10 protein-coding genes and 1 pseudogene are annotated in these 15,177 nt (G+C 68.5%); 2 read left to right on the top strand and 9 right to left on the bottom strand.

The window, feature by feature from the left end; genetic code table 11:
- Positions 1 to 4 precede the first annotated feature (4 nt).
- Positions 5 to 1,582 (top strand): acyl-CoA carboxylase subunit beta, encoded by a 1,578-nt coding sequence (locus R2K23_RS00665; RefSeq protein WP_316513652.1) that lies wholly within the window; start codon positions 5 to 7, stop codon positions 1,580 to 1,582.
- A gap of 104 nt (positions 1,583 to 1,686) precedes the next feature.
- A complete protein-coding gene (locus tag R2K23_RS00670; protein ID WP_316513653.1) occupies positions 1,687 to 2,670 on the top strand; it encodes a DUF4331 family protein in 984 nt (327 codons plus the stop codon).
- A gap of 7 nt (positions 2,671 to 2,677) precedes the next feature.
- Here the strand turns inward: R2K23_RS00670 and R2K23_RS00675 are convergent, their stop codons facing one another.
- The 9 genes and pseudogenes from R2K23_RS00675 to R2K23_RS00715 form a co-directional block, all read right to left on the bottom strand.
- Positions 2,678 to 3,556, bottom strand: coding sequence for an MBL fold metallo-hydrolase (locus R2K23_RS00675; RefSeq protein WP_316513654.1), 879 nt, complete (start codon positions 3,554 to 3,556; stop codon positions 2,678 to 2,680).
- Between the two features lie 30 nt (positions 3,557 to 3,586).
- A complete protein-coding gene (locus R2K23_RS00680; protein ID WP_316513655.1) occupies positions 3,587 to 3,856 on the bottom strand; it encodes a hypothetical protein in 270 nt (89 codons plus the stop codon).
- Positions 3,857 to 4,215: 359 nt separating this feature from the next.
- Positions 4,216 to 5,187, bottom strand: coding sequence for an IS481 family transposase (locus R2K23_RS00685; protein WP_316513656.1), 972 nt, complete (start codon positions 5,185 to 5,187; stop codon positions 4,216 to 4,218).
- A gap of 111 nt (positions 5,188 to 5,298) precedes the next feature.
- Complete coding sequence (locus R2K23_RS00690) at positions 5,299 to 6,102, bottom strand: helix-turn-helix transcriptional regulator (RefSeq protein WP_316513658.1); 804 nt, start codon at positions 6,100 to 6,102, stop codon at positions 5,299 to 5,301.
- A 189-nt stretch (positions 6,103 to 6,291) separates the two neighbouring features.
- Positions 6,292 to 7,095 carry a chymotrypsin family serine protease gene (locus R2K23_RS00695; protein ID WP_316513659.1) on the bottom strand — a complete coding sequence of 268 codons (804 nt, stop codon included), beginning with the start codon at positions 7,093 to 7,095 and terminating at the stop codon, positions 6,292 to 6,294.
- Between the two features lie 215 nt (positions 7,096 to 7,310).
- A pseudogene (locus R2K23_RS00700) lies at positions 7,311 to 8,048 on the bottom strand (mesocentin); the annotation flags it as partial.
- A 104-nt stretch (positions 8,049 to 8,152) separates the two neighbouring features.
- Positions 8,153 to 8,419 carry a hypothetical protein gene (locus R2K23_RS00705; RefSeq protein WP_163791960.1) on the bottom strand — a complete coding sequence of 89 codons (267 nt, stop codon included), beginning with the start codon at positions 8,417 to 8,419 and terminating at the stop codon, positions 8,153 to 8,155.
- 217 nt (positions 8,420 to 8,636) lie between these two features.
- Positions 8,637 to 11,861, bottom strand: a complete 3,225-nt coding sequence (locus R2K23_RS00710; RefSeq protein ID WP_316513660.1) for an arabinosyltransferase domain-containing protein — start codon at positions 11,859 to 11,861, stop codon at positions 8,637 to 8,639.
- Positions 11,858 to 15,157, bottom strand: a complete 3,300-nt coding sequence (locus R2K23_RS00715; RefSeq protein ID WP_396892780.1) for an arabinosyltransferase domain-containing protein — start codon at positions 15,155 to 15,157, stop codon at positions 11,858 to 11,860. The genes R2K23_RS00710 and R2K23_RS00715 overlap by 4 nt, the downstream gene beginning before the upstream one ends.
- Between the last annotated feature and the right edge of the window lie 20 nt (positions 15,158 to 15,177).

A 15,177-nucleotide genomic window follows, 5' to 3' on the forward strand; every position in this document is an offset into this window, starting at 1 on the left:
CGACGTGACCGCAGAATCTGCCCCGCAGCCCAAGACGGCGACGACGGCCGAGAAGCTCGCGGAACTTCGGGAGAAGCTCGAACTCGCCAAGGACCCGGGCGACGAGAAGGCCCGGGCCCGCCGCGACAAGAAGGGCATCCCCAGCGCCCGGGCGCGCATCCACGCGCTGCTCGATCCGGGGACTTTCCTGGAGATCGGCGCCCTGGCCAAGACCCCCGGTGACCCCAACGCGTTCTTCGGTGACGGCGTGGTGACCGGGCACGGCACCATCAACGGCCGCCCCGTCGGGGTCTTCTCCCATGACCAGACGGTGTTCCAGGGCTCCGTCGGCGAGATGTTCGGCCGTAAGGTGGCCCGGCTCATGGAGTGGGTGGCCATGGTGGGCTGCCCGATCATCGGCATCAACGACTCGGCCGGCGCCCGCATCCAGGACACCGCGACCTCGCTGGCCTGGTACGCCGAGCTGGGTCGGCGCCACGAGCTGCTGCGCGGCCTGGTGCCGGAGATCTCGCTGATCTTCGGCAAGTGCGCCGGCGGCGCGGTGTACTCGCCGATCCAGACCGACCTGGTGGTCGCGGTGCGCGACCAGGGCTACATGTTCGTCACCGGCCCGGACGTCATCAAGGACGTCACCGGTGAGGACGTCAGCCTCGACGAGCTCGGCGGCGCCGACGCGCAGGCGCGGTACGGCAACATCCACCAGGTGGTGGAGTCCGAGGCCGCGGCCTACCAGTACGTCCGCGACTACCTGCAGTTCCTGCCCGCCAACACCTTTGACGATCCGCCCATCATCAACCCGGGGCTGGAGCCCGAGATCACCCCGCACGACCTGGAGTTGGACTCCATCGTGCCGGACTCGGACAACATGGCCTACGACATGATGGAGATCCTGCTGCGGATGTTCGACGACGGGGACGTGTTCCAGGTCGCCGAGCAGGGCGGGCCGGCCATCATCACCGCGTTCGCCCGGGTCGACGGCCGCCCCGTCGGCGTGATCGCCAACCAGCCGATGCACATGTCCGGCGCCATCGACAACGAGGCGTCCGACAAGGCGGCCCGGTTCGTCCGGTTCTGCGACTCCTACAACCTGCCGCTGGTGTTCGTCGTCGACACCCCGGGTTTCATGCCGGGCGTGGAGCAGGAGAAGAACGGCATCATCAAGCGCGGCGGCCGGTTCCTCAACGCCGTCGTCGAGGCCGACGTGCCCAAGGTGACGTTCACCATCCGTAAGTCCTACGGCGGCGCGCACGCGGTGATGGGTTCCAAGCAGCTTTCGGCGGACCTGAACTTCGCCTGGCCGACCGCGCGGATCGCCGTGATCGGCGCCGAGGGGGCGGCGCAGCTGCTGGTGAAGCGCTTCCCGGATCCCACCGCCCCCGAGGTGCAGCAGATCCGCAAGGAGTTCATCGAGGGCTACAACCAGGGCATGGCGGTGCCGTGGATCGCGGCCGAGCGCGGCTACATCGACGGCGTGATCGAGCCGCACCAGACCCGGCTGCTGCTGCGTAAGTCGTTGCAGTTGTTGCGGGACAAGCAGATTCAGGGCCGCGTGCAGCGCAAGCACGGCCTCCTGCCGATCTAGACCAGTGCACCAATTCCCGCGACCGTGCATGTCCCCGGCCGACACGCCGGGCAGATCAGGGGGTTTGCGCACCTTCGCTCGGCCGACACGGTTGGATTGAGGGTATGGCCGACAAGTACATCGGGCTCAGTGTGAACCCGCCGCTGGGCGATCAACGACTCGATCTGCGCGACCTTTACGTGTTTCCCTCGCCGTCCAACCCCGCCAACACGGTGCTGATCCTGACCGCCAACACCAACGGCGAGTCGCTGCACCCCGACGCGATCTACCGGATCAACGTCGACAACAACGGGGACCTGCGCACCGACATCGCGTTCAGCTTCGTGTTCGCCGAACCGCGCGACGGCGTTCAGACGTTCGATCTGTACCTGGCCGTCGACCGGGACGCCGAGGAACCGCAGGCGGTGGGTTCGCGGTTGTTCTCCGGGGTCGAACTGTGCCGCGGGCCGGACGCGCGGGTGCTGCGCTCCGGCAGCTTCACGGTGTTCTGCGGGGTGCGCAGCGACCCGCTGTTCTGCGACGTCGAGGGCGTCAAGAACCTCCTCGGAATCCCGGGCACGCAGGGCAATCCCGAAAACCCATGGACCGGCGTGGATTCCAACGCCACCACCAACGTCGTCGCGATGGCCGTGGAGATGCCGACGGCGGCCATCGGGGCCGACCCGGACATCCGGGTGTGGGGCCGCTGCACCATCCGCGACGGCCGGAACTGGAAGCACGTCGACCGGGTCGGGCACCCCGCGATCCGCGGCTTCCTCACCGATGACGAGACCCGGGCCGCCTACTACGCCACCAACCCGATGCAGGACCGGGAGCGGTGGATCGGGCTGTTCATCACGCGGATGGGCGAGGTCGGTGGGTACAGCCGTGCTGAGGCCATCGCCGCCATCGAGAACGAGGGCACGCTGCCGGACATGCTGACCTACCGGCCGTCGCGGCCGGCCAAGTACCCCAACGGCCGCGCGTTCAGCGACGACGTCATCGACTTCCGGCTGGACTTCCTGACCAAGGGCAAGCAGCGGGCCCCGGGGCTCAAGCCGCACACCGACACCATCGACGAATTCCCCTATCTGGGACCGCCGCACTGACGTCGGCTCAGACCGGGTCGAGCCCCAGCCAGTCGTCCACCCGGAACCGGTCACCGCGCGCGACGATCCTGGCGCCGCCGCGGCCGGGATAGTGCGCCGGGACGACGGCGGCCCGCCGGCGGGCCGCCTCGGTGAAGACCCGCCTGCGCGTGACGGCCGCCTCCGCGGGGTTGACGTCGAAGCTGCACGCATCACCCGGGCGCGGGATCTGGATGGGGCAGTGGGTCAGGTCCCCGACGAACACCGCGGGCACCCCCGCGTCCAGCCACACCACCGAAGAGCCCGGGGTGTGCCCGGAAGCCGTTCGCAGCCATAGTGATTCGCTGAGTTGGTAGTTGTCATCCCAGAGCTGGATCTGCTCGCACACCGGGTCGACGCTGTCGGCGAAGACCAGCGCGGCTCCCGCATTGTGGCCGGCGCCCTCCGGCCCGAAGTGCCGATGGTCGGCGTCGTGCATCAGGTAGCGGGCGTTCGGGAACGTCGGCGCCCAGGCGCCGTCGACCCGGCGGGTGTTCCAGCCGACGTGGTCGGTGTGCAGGTGGGTGTTGACGACGACGTCGACGTCCTCGGGGCGTATCCCCGCCGCCGCGAGCGCCCCCAGGAAATCCGTCGAGAGCCCGGACAGCGCCGGCAGGTGCGGGCGGTCGCGGTCGTTGCCGACGCCGGTGTCGATCAGCACGGTCAGGCCGTCCACCTCGACGATCCAACTCTGTATCGCGAGCCGGAACCGGGCGGTCTCCGGCCGATAGAAGTCCGGCACCAGCAGGTCGGCCTCGTCCTGCCAGGCCTCGGCGGGGGTGTCCGGGAACAGCTCGATCCCCGCCTCGAACTGATGCTCCACCACGCGGGTCAGCATGGCTGTGCCCAGTTTGATGCGACCGTTCATGTCCTCGACCGTACGGGGTGGGCCCCCGATCTAGTTGTTACTTCCGCCCACCTCGGCGGGCCGGGTTGCGCTCGGCGGCGGCGCAGTGGTCGGCGCACTGGCGGCCGCGCCTGCCGTGTGGAAGTCGGTCCACGGATCTTCCTGGATCGCCCGGTCGCCCTCGCTGATGATCAACGACTTCGCGGCCACGGCGTACTCGATGCTGTAATTCTCGGCGATGAACGCGCCGTCGTCGGCGAGGGTGGCGGGCAGGATCGTCTTGGCGCCATCGCGTCCTCGCACCCCGGTACTGGTACTCACCTTTGGCGGTCTTGCAGACCGTCACGCGCGACTTGTCCGTGCTGCCGAACTCCACGACGGTGCTCGGCGCGACGCAGCCCGCAGTGGAATCGACGTAGCCCTGGGAGTCGGTGGCGGGCGCGGCCGCGGCCGGCCGTGCGCCGATGGTAAGCAGTACCGCGCGTCCTGCGGCAGCGGCACCGAGGCGGAGGGAGAACCGGAATGCAGACATCGACGTCCACCCCACCACGCTCCCCAACTTTTGCGCGATCGTTGACGCCGACGCTGGACCCATTCGTTAGGGCACCGACACCTAGGTGATCCCCCAGGACCTGGCGACGAGTTGGTTCACCTAGTTGTTGTGACCTGACACGTTGTTGTCAGGCGGCGAGTCGGCTGATGGGTGGGTGTCCGCCGAGGGCGGAGTGGCCTCGTTGAGTGTTGTAGCGGTGTAGGAATCGGTCAAGTCCTCGTTTTCGTAGGCTGTTGGATGTCCAGGGGCGGGCGTAGGCCCATTCGTTGAGCAGGGTGCGGTTGAAGCGTTCGGCTTTGCCGTTGGTCCAGGGGCAGCCGGGTTTGATGAACCGGCGTTTGAGTCCCCAGGCCGTGCACACCCAGCCCCAGTTGGTGCCGTGTCGGTAGACCATGGCGTTGTCGGTCAGCAGCCGACGCACCCGCACACCGTGGCTGGCGAACCATTCCAACGCTCGGTGCAAGAATCCCGCGCAGGTCAGGTCTTTCTCGTCGGTGAGTACCTCGCTGTAGGCCAGCCGGGTGTGGTCGTCGATGGCGGTGTGCACGTAGTCGTAGCCGATGCGGGTCTTCTTGTGCCGGTTGGCCACTGACACCGCGGCGTCGCGGCCGTGCAGGCGCCACCCGCCGCCTTTGGGGATGCGGCCCAGCTTCTTGACGTCGACGTGGACCATTGATCCTGGGGTGCGGTGCTCGTAGCGGTTGGGGCTGCGCCGCGACGAGCGCACCGGCTCACCGGTGATCGGGTCGATTGCACTCAAATGCGGTACCTGGTGACGCGCCAGGATCCGTCCCACCGTCGAGGCGTGCATCCCAAGTTCAGCAGCCAGCATGACTGCGCCACGCTTGCGGCGTCGCCGCGCGGCGAGCACCTTCTTCTCGACTCGGTCGCTGGTGCGCCGGGGCATCCGGTGCGGACGCGAGGACCGGTCAGCGAGGGCTGCGTCACCACCTTCGGCGTATCGGCGCAGCCACTTGTAGACCGTGGCCCGCGAAATTCCCAGTTGTTCAGCAACCTGCGCGGGCGGCCAGCCGGCCGCGACACGCTCCACGATCAAGCGACGTGCGAACAGGTTGGTACGGGCGTTAGCGTGAGACACGAGGACCTCCTACGGGTGAATGCCAGACACATCCACTCCGTCAGGAGGTCCTCCCCATTTCAAGCAGGCGCGCCGTCAACAACCTCTCAGGTCACGACACCTAGTCGGGAATCAAAGCTCGTTGCGGTACGCCGTGGGCGTGACCCCCACCCGTTGCTTAAACGTGGTAGCAAAGTGGCTCGGGCTGGAAAACCCAGCTGCCGCACCGATTTCAGTAATCGTCAAGGTAGTGGTTGACAGCATCGTCTTGGCCTTCTCGATGCGCAGGTCCAGCACGTACTGGTAGGGCGTCGTGTTGAAGGTACGCGCGAACGCGCGACGGAATCCGGCCACCGGCATACCTGCGATTCCAGCCAGTGTGCGGAGATCGATATCCTGGTCGAGGCCGTCGCGAAGATAGTCCAGTAGCCGTTGCTGCGCAGCCAGATCGAGTACCCGACTGGTTTGGCGTCGGACCGGCTCTTCACCGTAAAGGTCGAGGATGTGCAGGCGCAGAGCGTCGGTCAGAGTCTCCCGCAGCAGCCGCGACACGACGTCGGTTCGGCCGGCTGTGTCGGCGACCCGCTCGATCATGCTCAGCAGCAGTGGGTCTCGCCGGCCGGCGACCGGGCGCAGGGTGGTGGCCCCGATCAGTGCTGGAGGCAACGTCAACACAGCGAACTCGCAGAACGCTTCCCGGGCCTCGGCAGCTGACCTCGATTCGGCGGGGATGACCCACACGTTGCTCGCGCCTGGATCGACCCGACCGTTGGGTCCGCGGTCGAACACGACCTCCTTGGAGTTCGCGGTGCCGCGGCGCCACACCCGCACCTCATGCTCCGGCCCAAAGACGGACCAGGTGGTCGGTCCAGCCAACGCATGGGTGATGAATCGAACGTTGATCCCGGTCTTCGCGGAGCCCAGGCTCAGGCGCATGTCGCTGCGGGGCGCCAGCGAGTGAACCGCCGGACTCGGGCGGCCCCGGCCGGCAGCAGCCGATCCGTCAGCGTGCTCTGCTAACACCGGGACATCCTATCGTCGGCACGTCGGGCACAGCATCGATACCAAACGTGACCTGACCGGGTTCCGGGTGGCTGCCCGGGTGCGGTGCCTATCCGCGTGGCATCAGTGTCCGTGGCACGTCGGATCGTCACAGAAAATGGATGAGCCCGTTGCTTCGAGTATCGGCGCGAGCAGGGAGAACTCGGTGTAGTTGTCTTCTCCCTCGGGGGAGCCCCGCAAGATTCCAACGGCGGCGACTTCGTCGTTGCCGAGTTTCACGTACGCGGGTGAGCCAGAATCTCCTGAGGCGGAATACAATTCGGCTTCCACAGTGAGGTGGTCGTGTCCGGAAACCTTGCCGCAGGTTTCGCCGCTGACGAATCCGAACTTGCATAGAGTCACGTTGTTGTTCAACAGATACTCGTGATCGAGCACCTTGGTCACCCGGTACACCCCAGCGATCCTGGCGTTTCCTTCCGCCGATTCAGCCAGCGCCGGGTCGATTTCGATCACCGCGAAGTCCGACCACCCGTCCGAACCGGTCTCCACGACCTTGTCCGGCGTGAGGGCGGTCTGGACCGTCGTGAAACGGCCAAGCTCAACGGCATCGTCCTCATCGCCAGTTCGGGTGAAGTACGGTGAACCGTCGCCCGGACGGGCACAGTGGCCCGCGGTGAAACCGATCGCCGCATCTGAACCATCACGCCCGAGGAATCCGAGCGTGCACTCGTACTCGTCGTTGTCGGCGTCGTCGGCAGCGATTGCCGTGCCGGGAACGAAGTCATCGAAGGACAACCAATCGTTGCTCGTTCCGGTCATCACCTGCGACATGTTCGGTTGATCAGCCGGCACAGTGGGATTCGGCCAGAACACCAACGCGACGAATGCCACCGCGATCACCGCCGCCAGGATTGCCCCACTGGCCACGAGGCGACGCAGTATCCGTCGGCGCGGCTTTACGGGCATCGGTGCCGGGAAGCCGGGCGCGGGAACTCCCTCGGTCACGGTTCGTCGAAGCTCGGCTCGTCGTCCGAGTCGACTATTGGTCCCGGGTCCCAGGCGTCACCATCATCTGACGGTTCGGGGAACGCCGGTGCTTCCGGTGTGGGCGCATCATCCGGAAAACCCTCGTCCGGGTCGGTATCGGGCGTGGGCGTGTCATTGGCGGGCTCGTCGTCGGGACCAGCGGTGTCGACGCCGCTGTCTGGGTCGGCTGCCCCGTGGTTGGGGTTGGTGCAGATGGTGCCTTCGCAGACGACGTAACCGGGACTGCCATCCGGGTTCTTGATGGCATCGGGGGCAACATAGCTGCCCACCGGGCAGCCGGGATCTTGGTTGCGGGCGCAGTACTCCTGGGTGCGGTTGTTACCGGTGGACCCATCGGCGCCCATCGGTCCGCCGTCGATCGGGTTACCGTTGGCATCCCAGAAGCCCCCCGAGTTTGCTGCCCCGTGGTTGGGGTTGGTGCAGATGGTGCCTTCGCAGACGACGTAGGTGGAGCTGCCATCCGGGTTCTTGATGGCATCGGGGGCAACATAGCTGCCCACCGGGCAGCCGGGATCTTGGTTGCGGGCGCAGTACTCCTGGGTTAGGTCGTTGCCGGTGGACCCGTTAGCTCCCATCGGCCCGCCATTGACGGGTTTGCCGTTGGCATCCCAGTAACCGTCGGAGGGCGCGAGGTGGACGTTCGTGCCGTGGAAACTGCCCGTTGCGCACTTCGGGTCGCGATTCTGCGCGCAGTACTGCGCATTGGCGGTCAGCTTCGGCACCGCGCCCGGTTTGGCCGAATCATGCGGACCTCCGGCTGGGGATCCGGAGCCGCATGCCGACATCAACACCAGCGCTGCGAATCCGAGGGGGACCGTTACGAGTCTGTGCATCACTTGCCTCTCTGAATCCAGGCCGTGGTGCGGTGCGAATGTCGCTGCGCTGTCCGCACTTCGAACGGCCTCAGCCGGCCCGGGAAATCAAGCGGTCGGACCGATCATTCCTCGTGGGTCGGCTGGTCGGTGTTGTGCAGATACCACAGTCCATCGTCGTGCTGGAGACAGTACCAGTACCGGTAGAAGTTGTCGTCGCCCACGTTGTCCAAGTGCATGTCCGGACCGTCTGAGATGCACGCCGACTCGGTCGGCCAACTCCACGGGATTCCGGTTTCGCCGTCATAGACGACCACGTCGTCGGCGAGAGCGACACCCGCGGTACCCAGCATCAGGCCGGCGCTCGCCAACCCCGCGATCAACATTCTCATTATCCCTGCCTTCCCGACAGCCAAGATTGCCCTTTGGGCGGATGACCAGAGGTGTACGCGACACCGTATGCGGAACCGGACACACTGAGCTTTCAGAAAACGTCCAGCCTTTTGAGAAACGAACCGGTCGGACTCGAATGCACCTTAAAGGCAAGTCGCGCATCAGCTAGGCGGAGCGACACCGCCGCGAGGGCTGACGGTCGGGAACTGCCGGGCTCTACGGCTTGATGCGGATCTCGCCCGGTTTCCACAGCCCGGAACGTGTCGCGCTGCCCAGGTCGATCTCGGCGGGCGTCGCGTCGACGATGGTCACGAAGCGGCGCAGCGAGCCCCAATCCCGGCCCCAGTCCTGCGACAGGTAGGTAGCCATCACGTGCTGACGCAGCAGCAGGTCGCTGATGCCCAGCAGGCCGCCGTTGATGCCGTCCTGCCAGGTGTCGGTGTCCAGCCGCTTGGCGTTGTAGTCCGGGGTGATCCGGTAGTTCGGCACCTCGGTGACGCCGTTGGCGTGCAGCATCGGCTGCTGGCACGGGAAGGCCAGGCCCACGGCCCAGTCCATCAGCACCGGCTGCTCGGAACCGACGTACTCCTGGATGGAGCGCAGTTCGGGCACCCGCGGGGGCGTGACGGCGATCCAGTCGCCCGGGGTCAACGACGCGTCGTCGGCGACTACCCGGACAAACGTTGCGTCCGACGGGATCTGGGCGCGCGGGAAGCGCAGGTTGCGCCACGACGGCGCCGGGCCCAGGTCGTAGGGCACCAGCCGGCCCAGCGCCTCGGGGGCGCCGTCGGGTCCGGGGCGGCCGTACTCGAGTTCGACGGTCTGACCCTCGGTGCGGCCGTTGAAGACGCTGTTGCCGGTGATGGTGCCCGCGGCGGTGATGACCACCAGCGGATGGCCGTCGTCCTCGGGCGGCAGCTCGTACCAGGCCGAGGTCAGCGTGCTGGGCTGCTGCGGCCCGGTCACGTAGCTCCCGGCCAGCGGCACCCGCGCGGGGTCCAGCCCGTAGGGCAGCGGCACGGTGGAACCGTTGATCCCGGGGCGCTCGAGTTCCTCGGGCTGATCCCAGTCGTAGTCCGAGCCGGGAACCACCCGGTTGAGCCGAATGGCCTCGGCGACAATCTTTTCCGGCACGCCGCCGGCGGTGAAGCCCACCGGCGTCTCGCCGCCCAGCGGCCCCAGGGTGCCGAACGGGCCACCGACCGGCCGCAGGAATCCGTCGTTGGGATCCGGTTCCACCAGGACGTCGTCGGCCAGCCCGCAGCCGCCGGTGAACGCGCGCAGGTTGGCCCAGGCGTTGGAGTAGGTCGGGTACTGGCGCACCGCGCCGATCAGCATCGAGGCCACGAAGACCACCACCATGAAGCCCGCTGCGATCGGGATCGGCGCGGCGGTCACGGCCCGGGCCAGGCGGCCCTCGCCGCGGTCCCGCGGTGCGAAATGCAGCCACGCGGTGTACACCGCCGAGATGACGAACAGCGCGAAAAAGATGGTGCTGACCGTGATTCCGGCGATGGCCGGCTTGTCGTTGTTGAACGGCACACCGAAGCTCGAGACGTACCACCAGCCGTTGGTCGTCGACCAGCACAGCGCCAGCACGAACAGCAGCGCGGTGACGAACGCCATCCGGTTACGGGACCACCGCAGCACGGTGCGGGACACAAGCACCGTGGCCAGCGCGGCCACCGCGGCGCCCACCGCCGCGAACAGCCCGAAGTGGTGCACCCACTTGGTGGGGGTGAACATCAGCACGAACATGGTGGCGAAGATGACACCCATCAGCCGCCAGGCCGGCCCGCGGGCCACACCGGAGATCCGCTTGCGGCGCAACATGATGAACATGGCGGCGAACAGCGACAGCGCGGTGATCAGGAAGCCGAACCGCCGCGACAGCGACCCGTCCACCGTCGGCAGGATCAGGTAGTAGTACCGCAGGTTCTCGGTGTACCACTCCTGGCTGGGGCCGATCGCGGTGCGAATCCGGGTGGCCTCCAACACCGTCGCGAACGTCTGGTCGGCGAAGACCACGGTGAGCACCACGGTGCCGGCGGCCAGCAGCGGTAACAGCAGTGGCCAGAGCCCGACGACGCGGCGGCGCCGCACCAGGATGCGCAGGAGGGGGCGGCCACCGGCGATCAGCGCGGCCACCGCGATCAACCCGGTGGGCTGGATGCCGAGGGTGAAGGCGGCGGTGATGATCGCCAGCGCCGCGGGGGTGAGCCGGCCGGAGGTGATCGCGCGTTCGATCAGCACGTAGGTGATCAGGGCGCCGACGGCGATCTGCCCCTCGGGCCGCAGCCCGTTGTTGAACGGCATCCACGCCCCGAGCAGCACCATGCCCGCCGCCCACAGGGCCGGCCGGCTCGCCACCACCGCCGGCCCGAACCGGGGCAGCACCTCGCGGGACAGCAGCAGCCAACACACCAGCGCGGCAACCAGATCCGGTAGCCGCATCCAGATGCTGGCCGTGCTGACGTGGGTCATCAGCGCCAGCAGGTTGTAGTACCAGCCGAACGGGTCCTCCGGGCTGCCGAACCAGCGGAAGTAGTTCGACATGTAGCCGGCGTGGTCGGCGACCCGGGCCATGCCCAGGATGTAGCCGTCGTCCGAGGAGTTGGCGCCGGCGACGTACCAGATCAAAAACGCCGAGATCACCGTCGCGTCCACGGCGGTGAAGGTGCGCCAGCGGCCCGGGATCAGCCGCCGCATCCGCCGGCCGTCGACCCGGTCCAGCCGCCACAGCGCCAGCACCGCGATCCCGGTGGCAAGGATCGCCAGCAGCATCGCGGCGAGCTTCAACGGGGTCGGCGTGCTGGAGAACCGGGTGTCGATGGTCGCCGAGAACGACAGCCCGGGCGGGGCGGGCCCGCTCAGCTCGGTGAACACCCCGACGATCGCCGGGCGCAGGTTCGGGTCGGCGAAGCCGGTGCGCTGCGGGCTGCCGTCGCGCTGGCTGAGCCCGACGAACTCGGCGAAGGTGCCGTCCTCCGACGAGGTGATCTCGATGCGCTCGCAGTCCGGCCCGGCGACCCGCTCCCGCGGCACGCTGGCCACCACCACGTTGCGGTCGGTGATGTCGACGCGCTGGGCGGTCACATTGACGAACAGGCCGTTGAGCGCGGCATCCTTACCCTCGGCCGGCGCGGTGCCGAGCACCATCGCCCCGGCCGGGGGCAGGTCGCGGATGACCTGGCAGGGAATGGTCGCGGTCAGAGACACCGGCGCCTGCGAGATCAGCGGCGCGGTGACGTTGCCGAACTGGCCGCCCTGGGGCCAGTTCAGCTGCGCGGTGGTCTGCACCACCGGCAGCAGCGGGGTGGCGACGGCCAGCACGAAGCCGACCAGCCCGGCGATCATCGCGACCCAGCGGGCCACGGCGACGTCCTTGCCGGTGCCGGGGGCGGCGTCGGCCGGCGGGGGAACGGTCTGCGTGTCGGTCATGGGAGTGCCCTGATCGGTCCGGTGCGGTGCCAGCCGGACACCTGCTGGGTTGCGGTGTCGATGACGGCGTCGGGTGCCTCGTCGGCGGGGACGACGCGGAGGTAGCGCTCGATGGAACCCCAGTCGCGGTACCAGTCGTCGCGCAGATAGGTCGGGACGGTGGCCGTGCTCAGCAGCGCCTGGATGAACAGGAACGGCCCGCCGTCCTGGGCGGACTGCCACTGGTTCGACGACGTCACCACCTGCTTGAAGTTGGGCAGGATGCGGTACTCCGGGAGCTCGGCCACGCCGAGGCGCTCGGCGAAGGGACGTTGGCAGGGGAAGTTGGCGGCCGTGGCGATGTCCATCAGCACCGGCGTGTCCGAGCCGAGGAACTCCTGCGCGGTCTGCAGCACCGGCACCCGTGGCGGGGTGAAGCCGAACCACTGATCCTCGGACAGGTTCGGGTCGTCGGCGACGATGCGCGCGACGTTGGCCTCCGGCGGCGCCCACGACAGCGGGAAACGCAGATTGCGCCAAGCCTTTTGGGCGACGATGTCGATGGGCTGGACCTCGTCGAGCTCGGTGTAGCTGCCGTCGGGATGGTGCACGCCCCACTGCAGCTTGAGCGACTGGCCGTAGTTGAATCCGCCCTCTTCGTCGTAGTACCAGATGGCGCCGGCCGCGGCGACGGTCACCAGCGGGCGGTCCGGGGTCCGGGGCGGCAGCGCGTACCAGGCCGAGGTGGCCGCCGCGGCGGCGCGGTTCTCGCCGTAGCTGCCCAACACCGGCGTGCGTTGCGGGTCCAGCCCGAACGGCAGGAACACCCGCGAGCCGTTGACGCCGACGGGTCCGTAGCCGCCGCCGGTGCCCGCGGCGTAGCCGACGCCGACGTTCGGCTTGTTGGGCGAACCGTCGGAGTTCACCAGGCCGGGGTTGGCGGTGACGGGCTCGGCGGGCTCGAGGATCTCGCTGATGCCGTTGGGCGTGAAGCCGGTCGGGTCCTCGCCGCCGAGCGGGCCGTACTCGCCGAACTGCTGGCCCGGCACCGGTTCCAGCATGCCCGCGTTGGTGTCGGCCTCGACCAGCACATCGTCGGCCATGGCGCAGCTGGATCCGGTCAGCGCGGCCAGGTTGGCCTTGCCGGTGGTGTAGACGGGGTAGCGCTGCACGAAGCCCTTGGCCATGGAGCCCACCTGCAGCAGCACCATCAGCATCGCCACGATCAGCATCGGGGTGGACGCGAGCACCCGGTTGCGGCGGGTGTTGGCCACCTCGGTGTGCCCGGCGTAGTCGATCCGGAAGTGCAGCCAGCCGGCCAGCAGCGCGCACACGATGGCCAGCACCAGGAACATGGTCGTCACCGGCTGGCCGGCCAGCACCGGCTGGCGGTCCCACCACGGCACTCCGTAGTTGCCGGTGTAGAACCAGCCGTTGATCCCGGAGGTGGCCCAGGCGACCACGAACAGCAGTGCGGTCACGTACAGCGCGAGGTTGCGTCGGCTGTGCAGACCCACCCGGGAGAACGCGAACGCGGTGACACCGCCCAGGGCGCCCGCCAGCCCGGCGAACGCGCCGAACTGCACCGCCCACTTGGTCGGGGTGAACGTCAGCAGCAGCAGGCCCACCGCGGTGGCGCCGATCAACCGCCACACCGGGCCGTTGGCGGCGCCGGGCACCTTGCCGCGGCGCAGCAACACCGCCAGCACCCCGAACAGGCACAGCAGCATCAGCAGCACCGCGAAGCGCCGGGTCAGCGAGCCGTCGACGCTCTCCTCCACGGTCAGGAAGTAATAGCGCAGGAAGTCCTGGTACCAGGCGATGGTCGGGCCCACGGTGTACTTGATGCGGGCCGACTCGGCGACGGTGGCCAGGGTCTGGTCGCGGAACACCACCACGAAGATCAGCGCCAGCGCCGCGCCCAGCGGGGCCAGCTGGGCTGCCAGACCGTCGAGCACGCGGCGCTCCCGGACGATCCGGGCCAGCGCGCGGGCACCGACCAGCAGCGGCGCGACGGCGATCAGACCCTGCGGCGCCGTCGTCACGCTGAACACGGCGACGACGATCGCGACCGCGGCCAGCCACAGCCGGCGGGTGGCGATCGCGTTCTCCACCAGCGCCCAGATGGCCAGCACGCCGAACGCGATCAGCGGCTCGGGCCGCAACCCGTTGTTGAACGGCAACCAGGCCGCGAGGAACACCGCGGCGGTGGTCCACACCGTCACCCGGTTGACGGCCAGCGCCCGGCCCAGCCGGGGCAGCGCCCACCGGCTGAGGATCAGCCAGGCCGCGATGCCGGCCAGCGTCGCGGGCATGCGCAGCCACACCCCGTGCGGGCTGATCGCGGCCAGCTGCGCGAGCACCGACTGATACCAGTCGAAGGGGGCCTCACTGGCCCCGAAGTAGCGGAAGTAGTTGGCGGTGTAGCCGGCCTCGCCGGAGATGCGGGCGATGGTCGCGTTGTAGCCGTCGTCGGACGACGTCGCGCCGATGACGTGCCACACCGACAACGTGCCGATGACGCCGAGGTCGGCCAGCCAGGTGGCCAGGCCCACCCGGGTGAACCGGCGCCAGGCGTGCCGCACCGCGTGCGCCGAGCGCCGGTTCAACAGCGCCAGCGCGATGATCGAGGCGATCACGCAGGCCACCCCGAGGACCATCACCGCGAGCTTCAGGGTGCTCGGCGAGCTGATGAACCGGGTGTCGATGTCCACGACGGCCGATAGCCCCGGCTGCGGCGGCACCTGCAGCTCGGTGAACAGACCGGCGACCTGCGGCTTCCTTTCGGGGGCCAGGGTTCCCGCGGCGCCGGGCAGGCCGACGAAGTCCGCGCCCACCTCACCGGCGTTGGCCCAGATGTTCAGGGTGCTGCAGGCGCCGGCGTCCACCTCGGCGCGCGGCGCGGCGGCCGCGACCGAGTCGCGGAACGCCACGAACACGACGTCGCTGTTGGCGCGGACGAACAAGCCGTTGCGGCTGGCGTCGATGCCGCGCTCCGGGATGGTGGAGAACACCAGCCCGCCCTCGTCCGGCAGCGTCCCGACGGCCGCGCACGGGATGGACACGTCGAGGGTGCGGGGCGCGCCGGAGACCAGCGGCGCGGTGACGTCGCTGACGAAGCCGTCCGCACCCGGGGCCTGCGGCCAGGAGATGGTGGCGTTGGTCTGGTTGACCGGCAACAGCGGAACCAGCCCGCACAGCAGTATCCCGGCGATGCCCGCGACGACGGCGATGAGGCGGGCTGTGTTGTTGGCGCCCGGCCTCTTCCTCGCAGAAGTACGCTGCTCGTCGAACTGCTCGGGTGGGAGGTCTGGCACGAGGGTCGATGGTATGCGAC

It is taken from the genome of Mycolicibacterium sp. MU0050, assembly GCF_963378085.1.
GTDB classification, from domain to species: Bacteria; Actinomycetota; Actinomycetes; order Mycobacteriales; family Mycobacteriaceae; genus Mycobacterium; species Mycobacterium wendilense.

What these genes read in the sequence shown, in the direction of transcription:
- R2K23_RS00710 (WP_316513660.1), bottom strand. Translation starts at nt 11,861, where the DNA reads ATGACCGACACGCAGACCGTTCCCCCGCCGGCCGACGCCGCCCCCGGC.
- R2K23_RS00670 (WP_316513653.1), top strand. Translation starts at nt 1,687, where the DNA reads ATGGCCGACAAGTACATCGGGCTCAGTGTGAACCCGCCGCTGGGCGAT.
- R2K23_RS00690 (WP_316513658.1), bottom strand. Translation starts at nt 6,102, where the DNA reads ATGCGCCTGAGCCTGGGCTCCGCGAAGACCGGGATCAACGTTCGATTC.
- R2K23_RS00675 (WP_316513654.1), bottom strand. Translation starts at nt 3,556, where the DNA reads ATGAACGGTCGCATCAAACTGGGCACAGCCATGCTGACCCGCGTGGTG.
- R2K23_RS00705 (WP_163791960.1), bottom strand. Translation starts at nt 8,419, where the DNA reads ATGAGAATGTTGATCGCGGGGTTGGCGAGCGCCGGCCTGATGCTGGGT.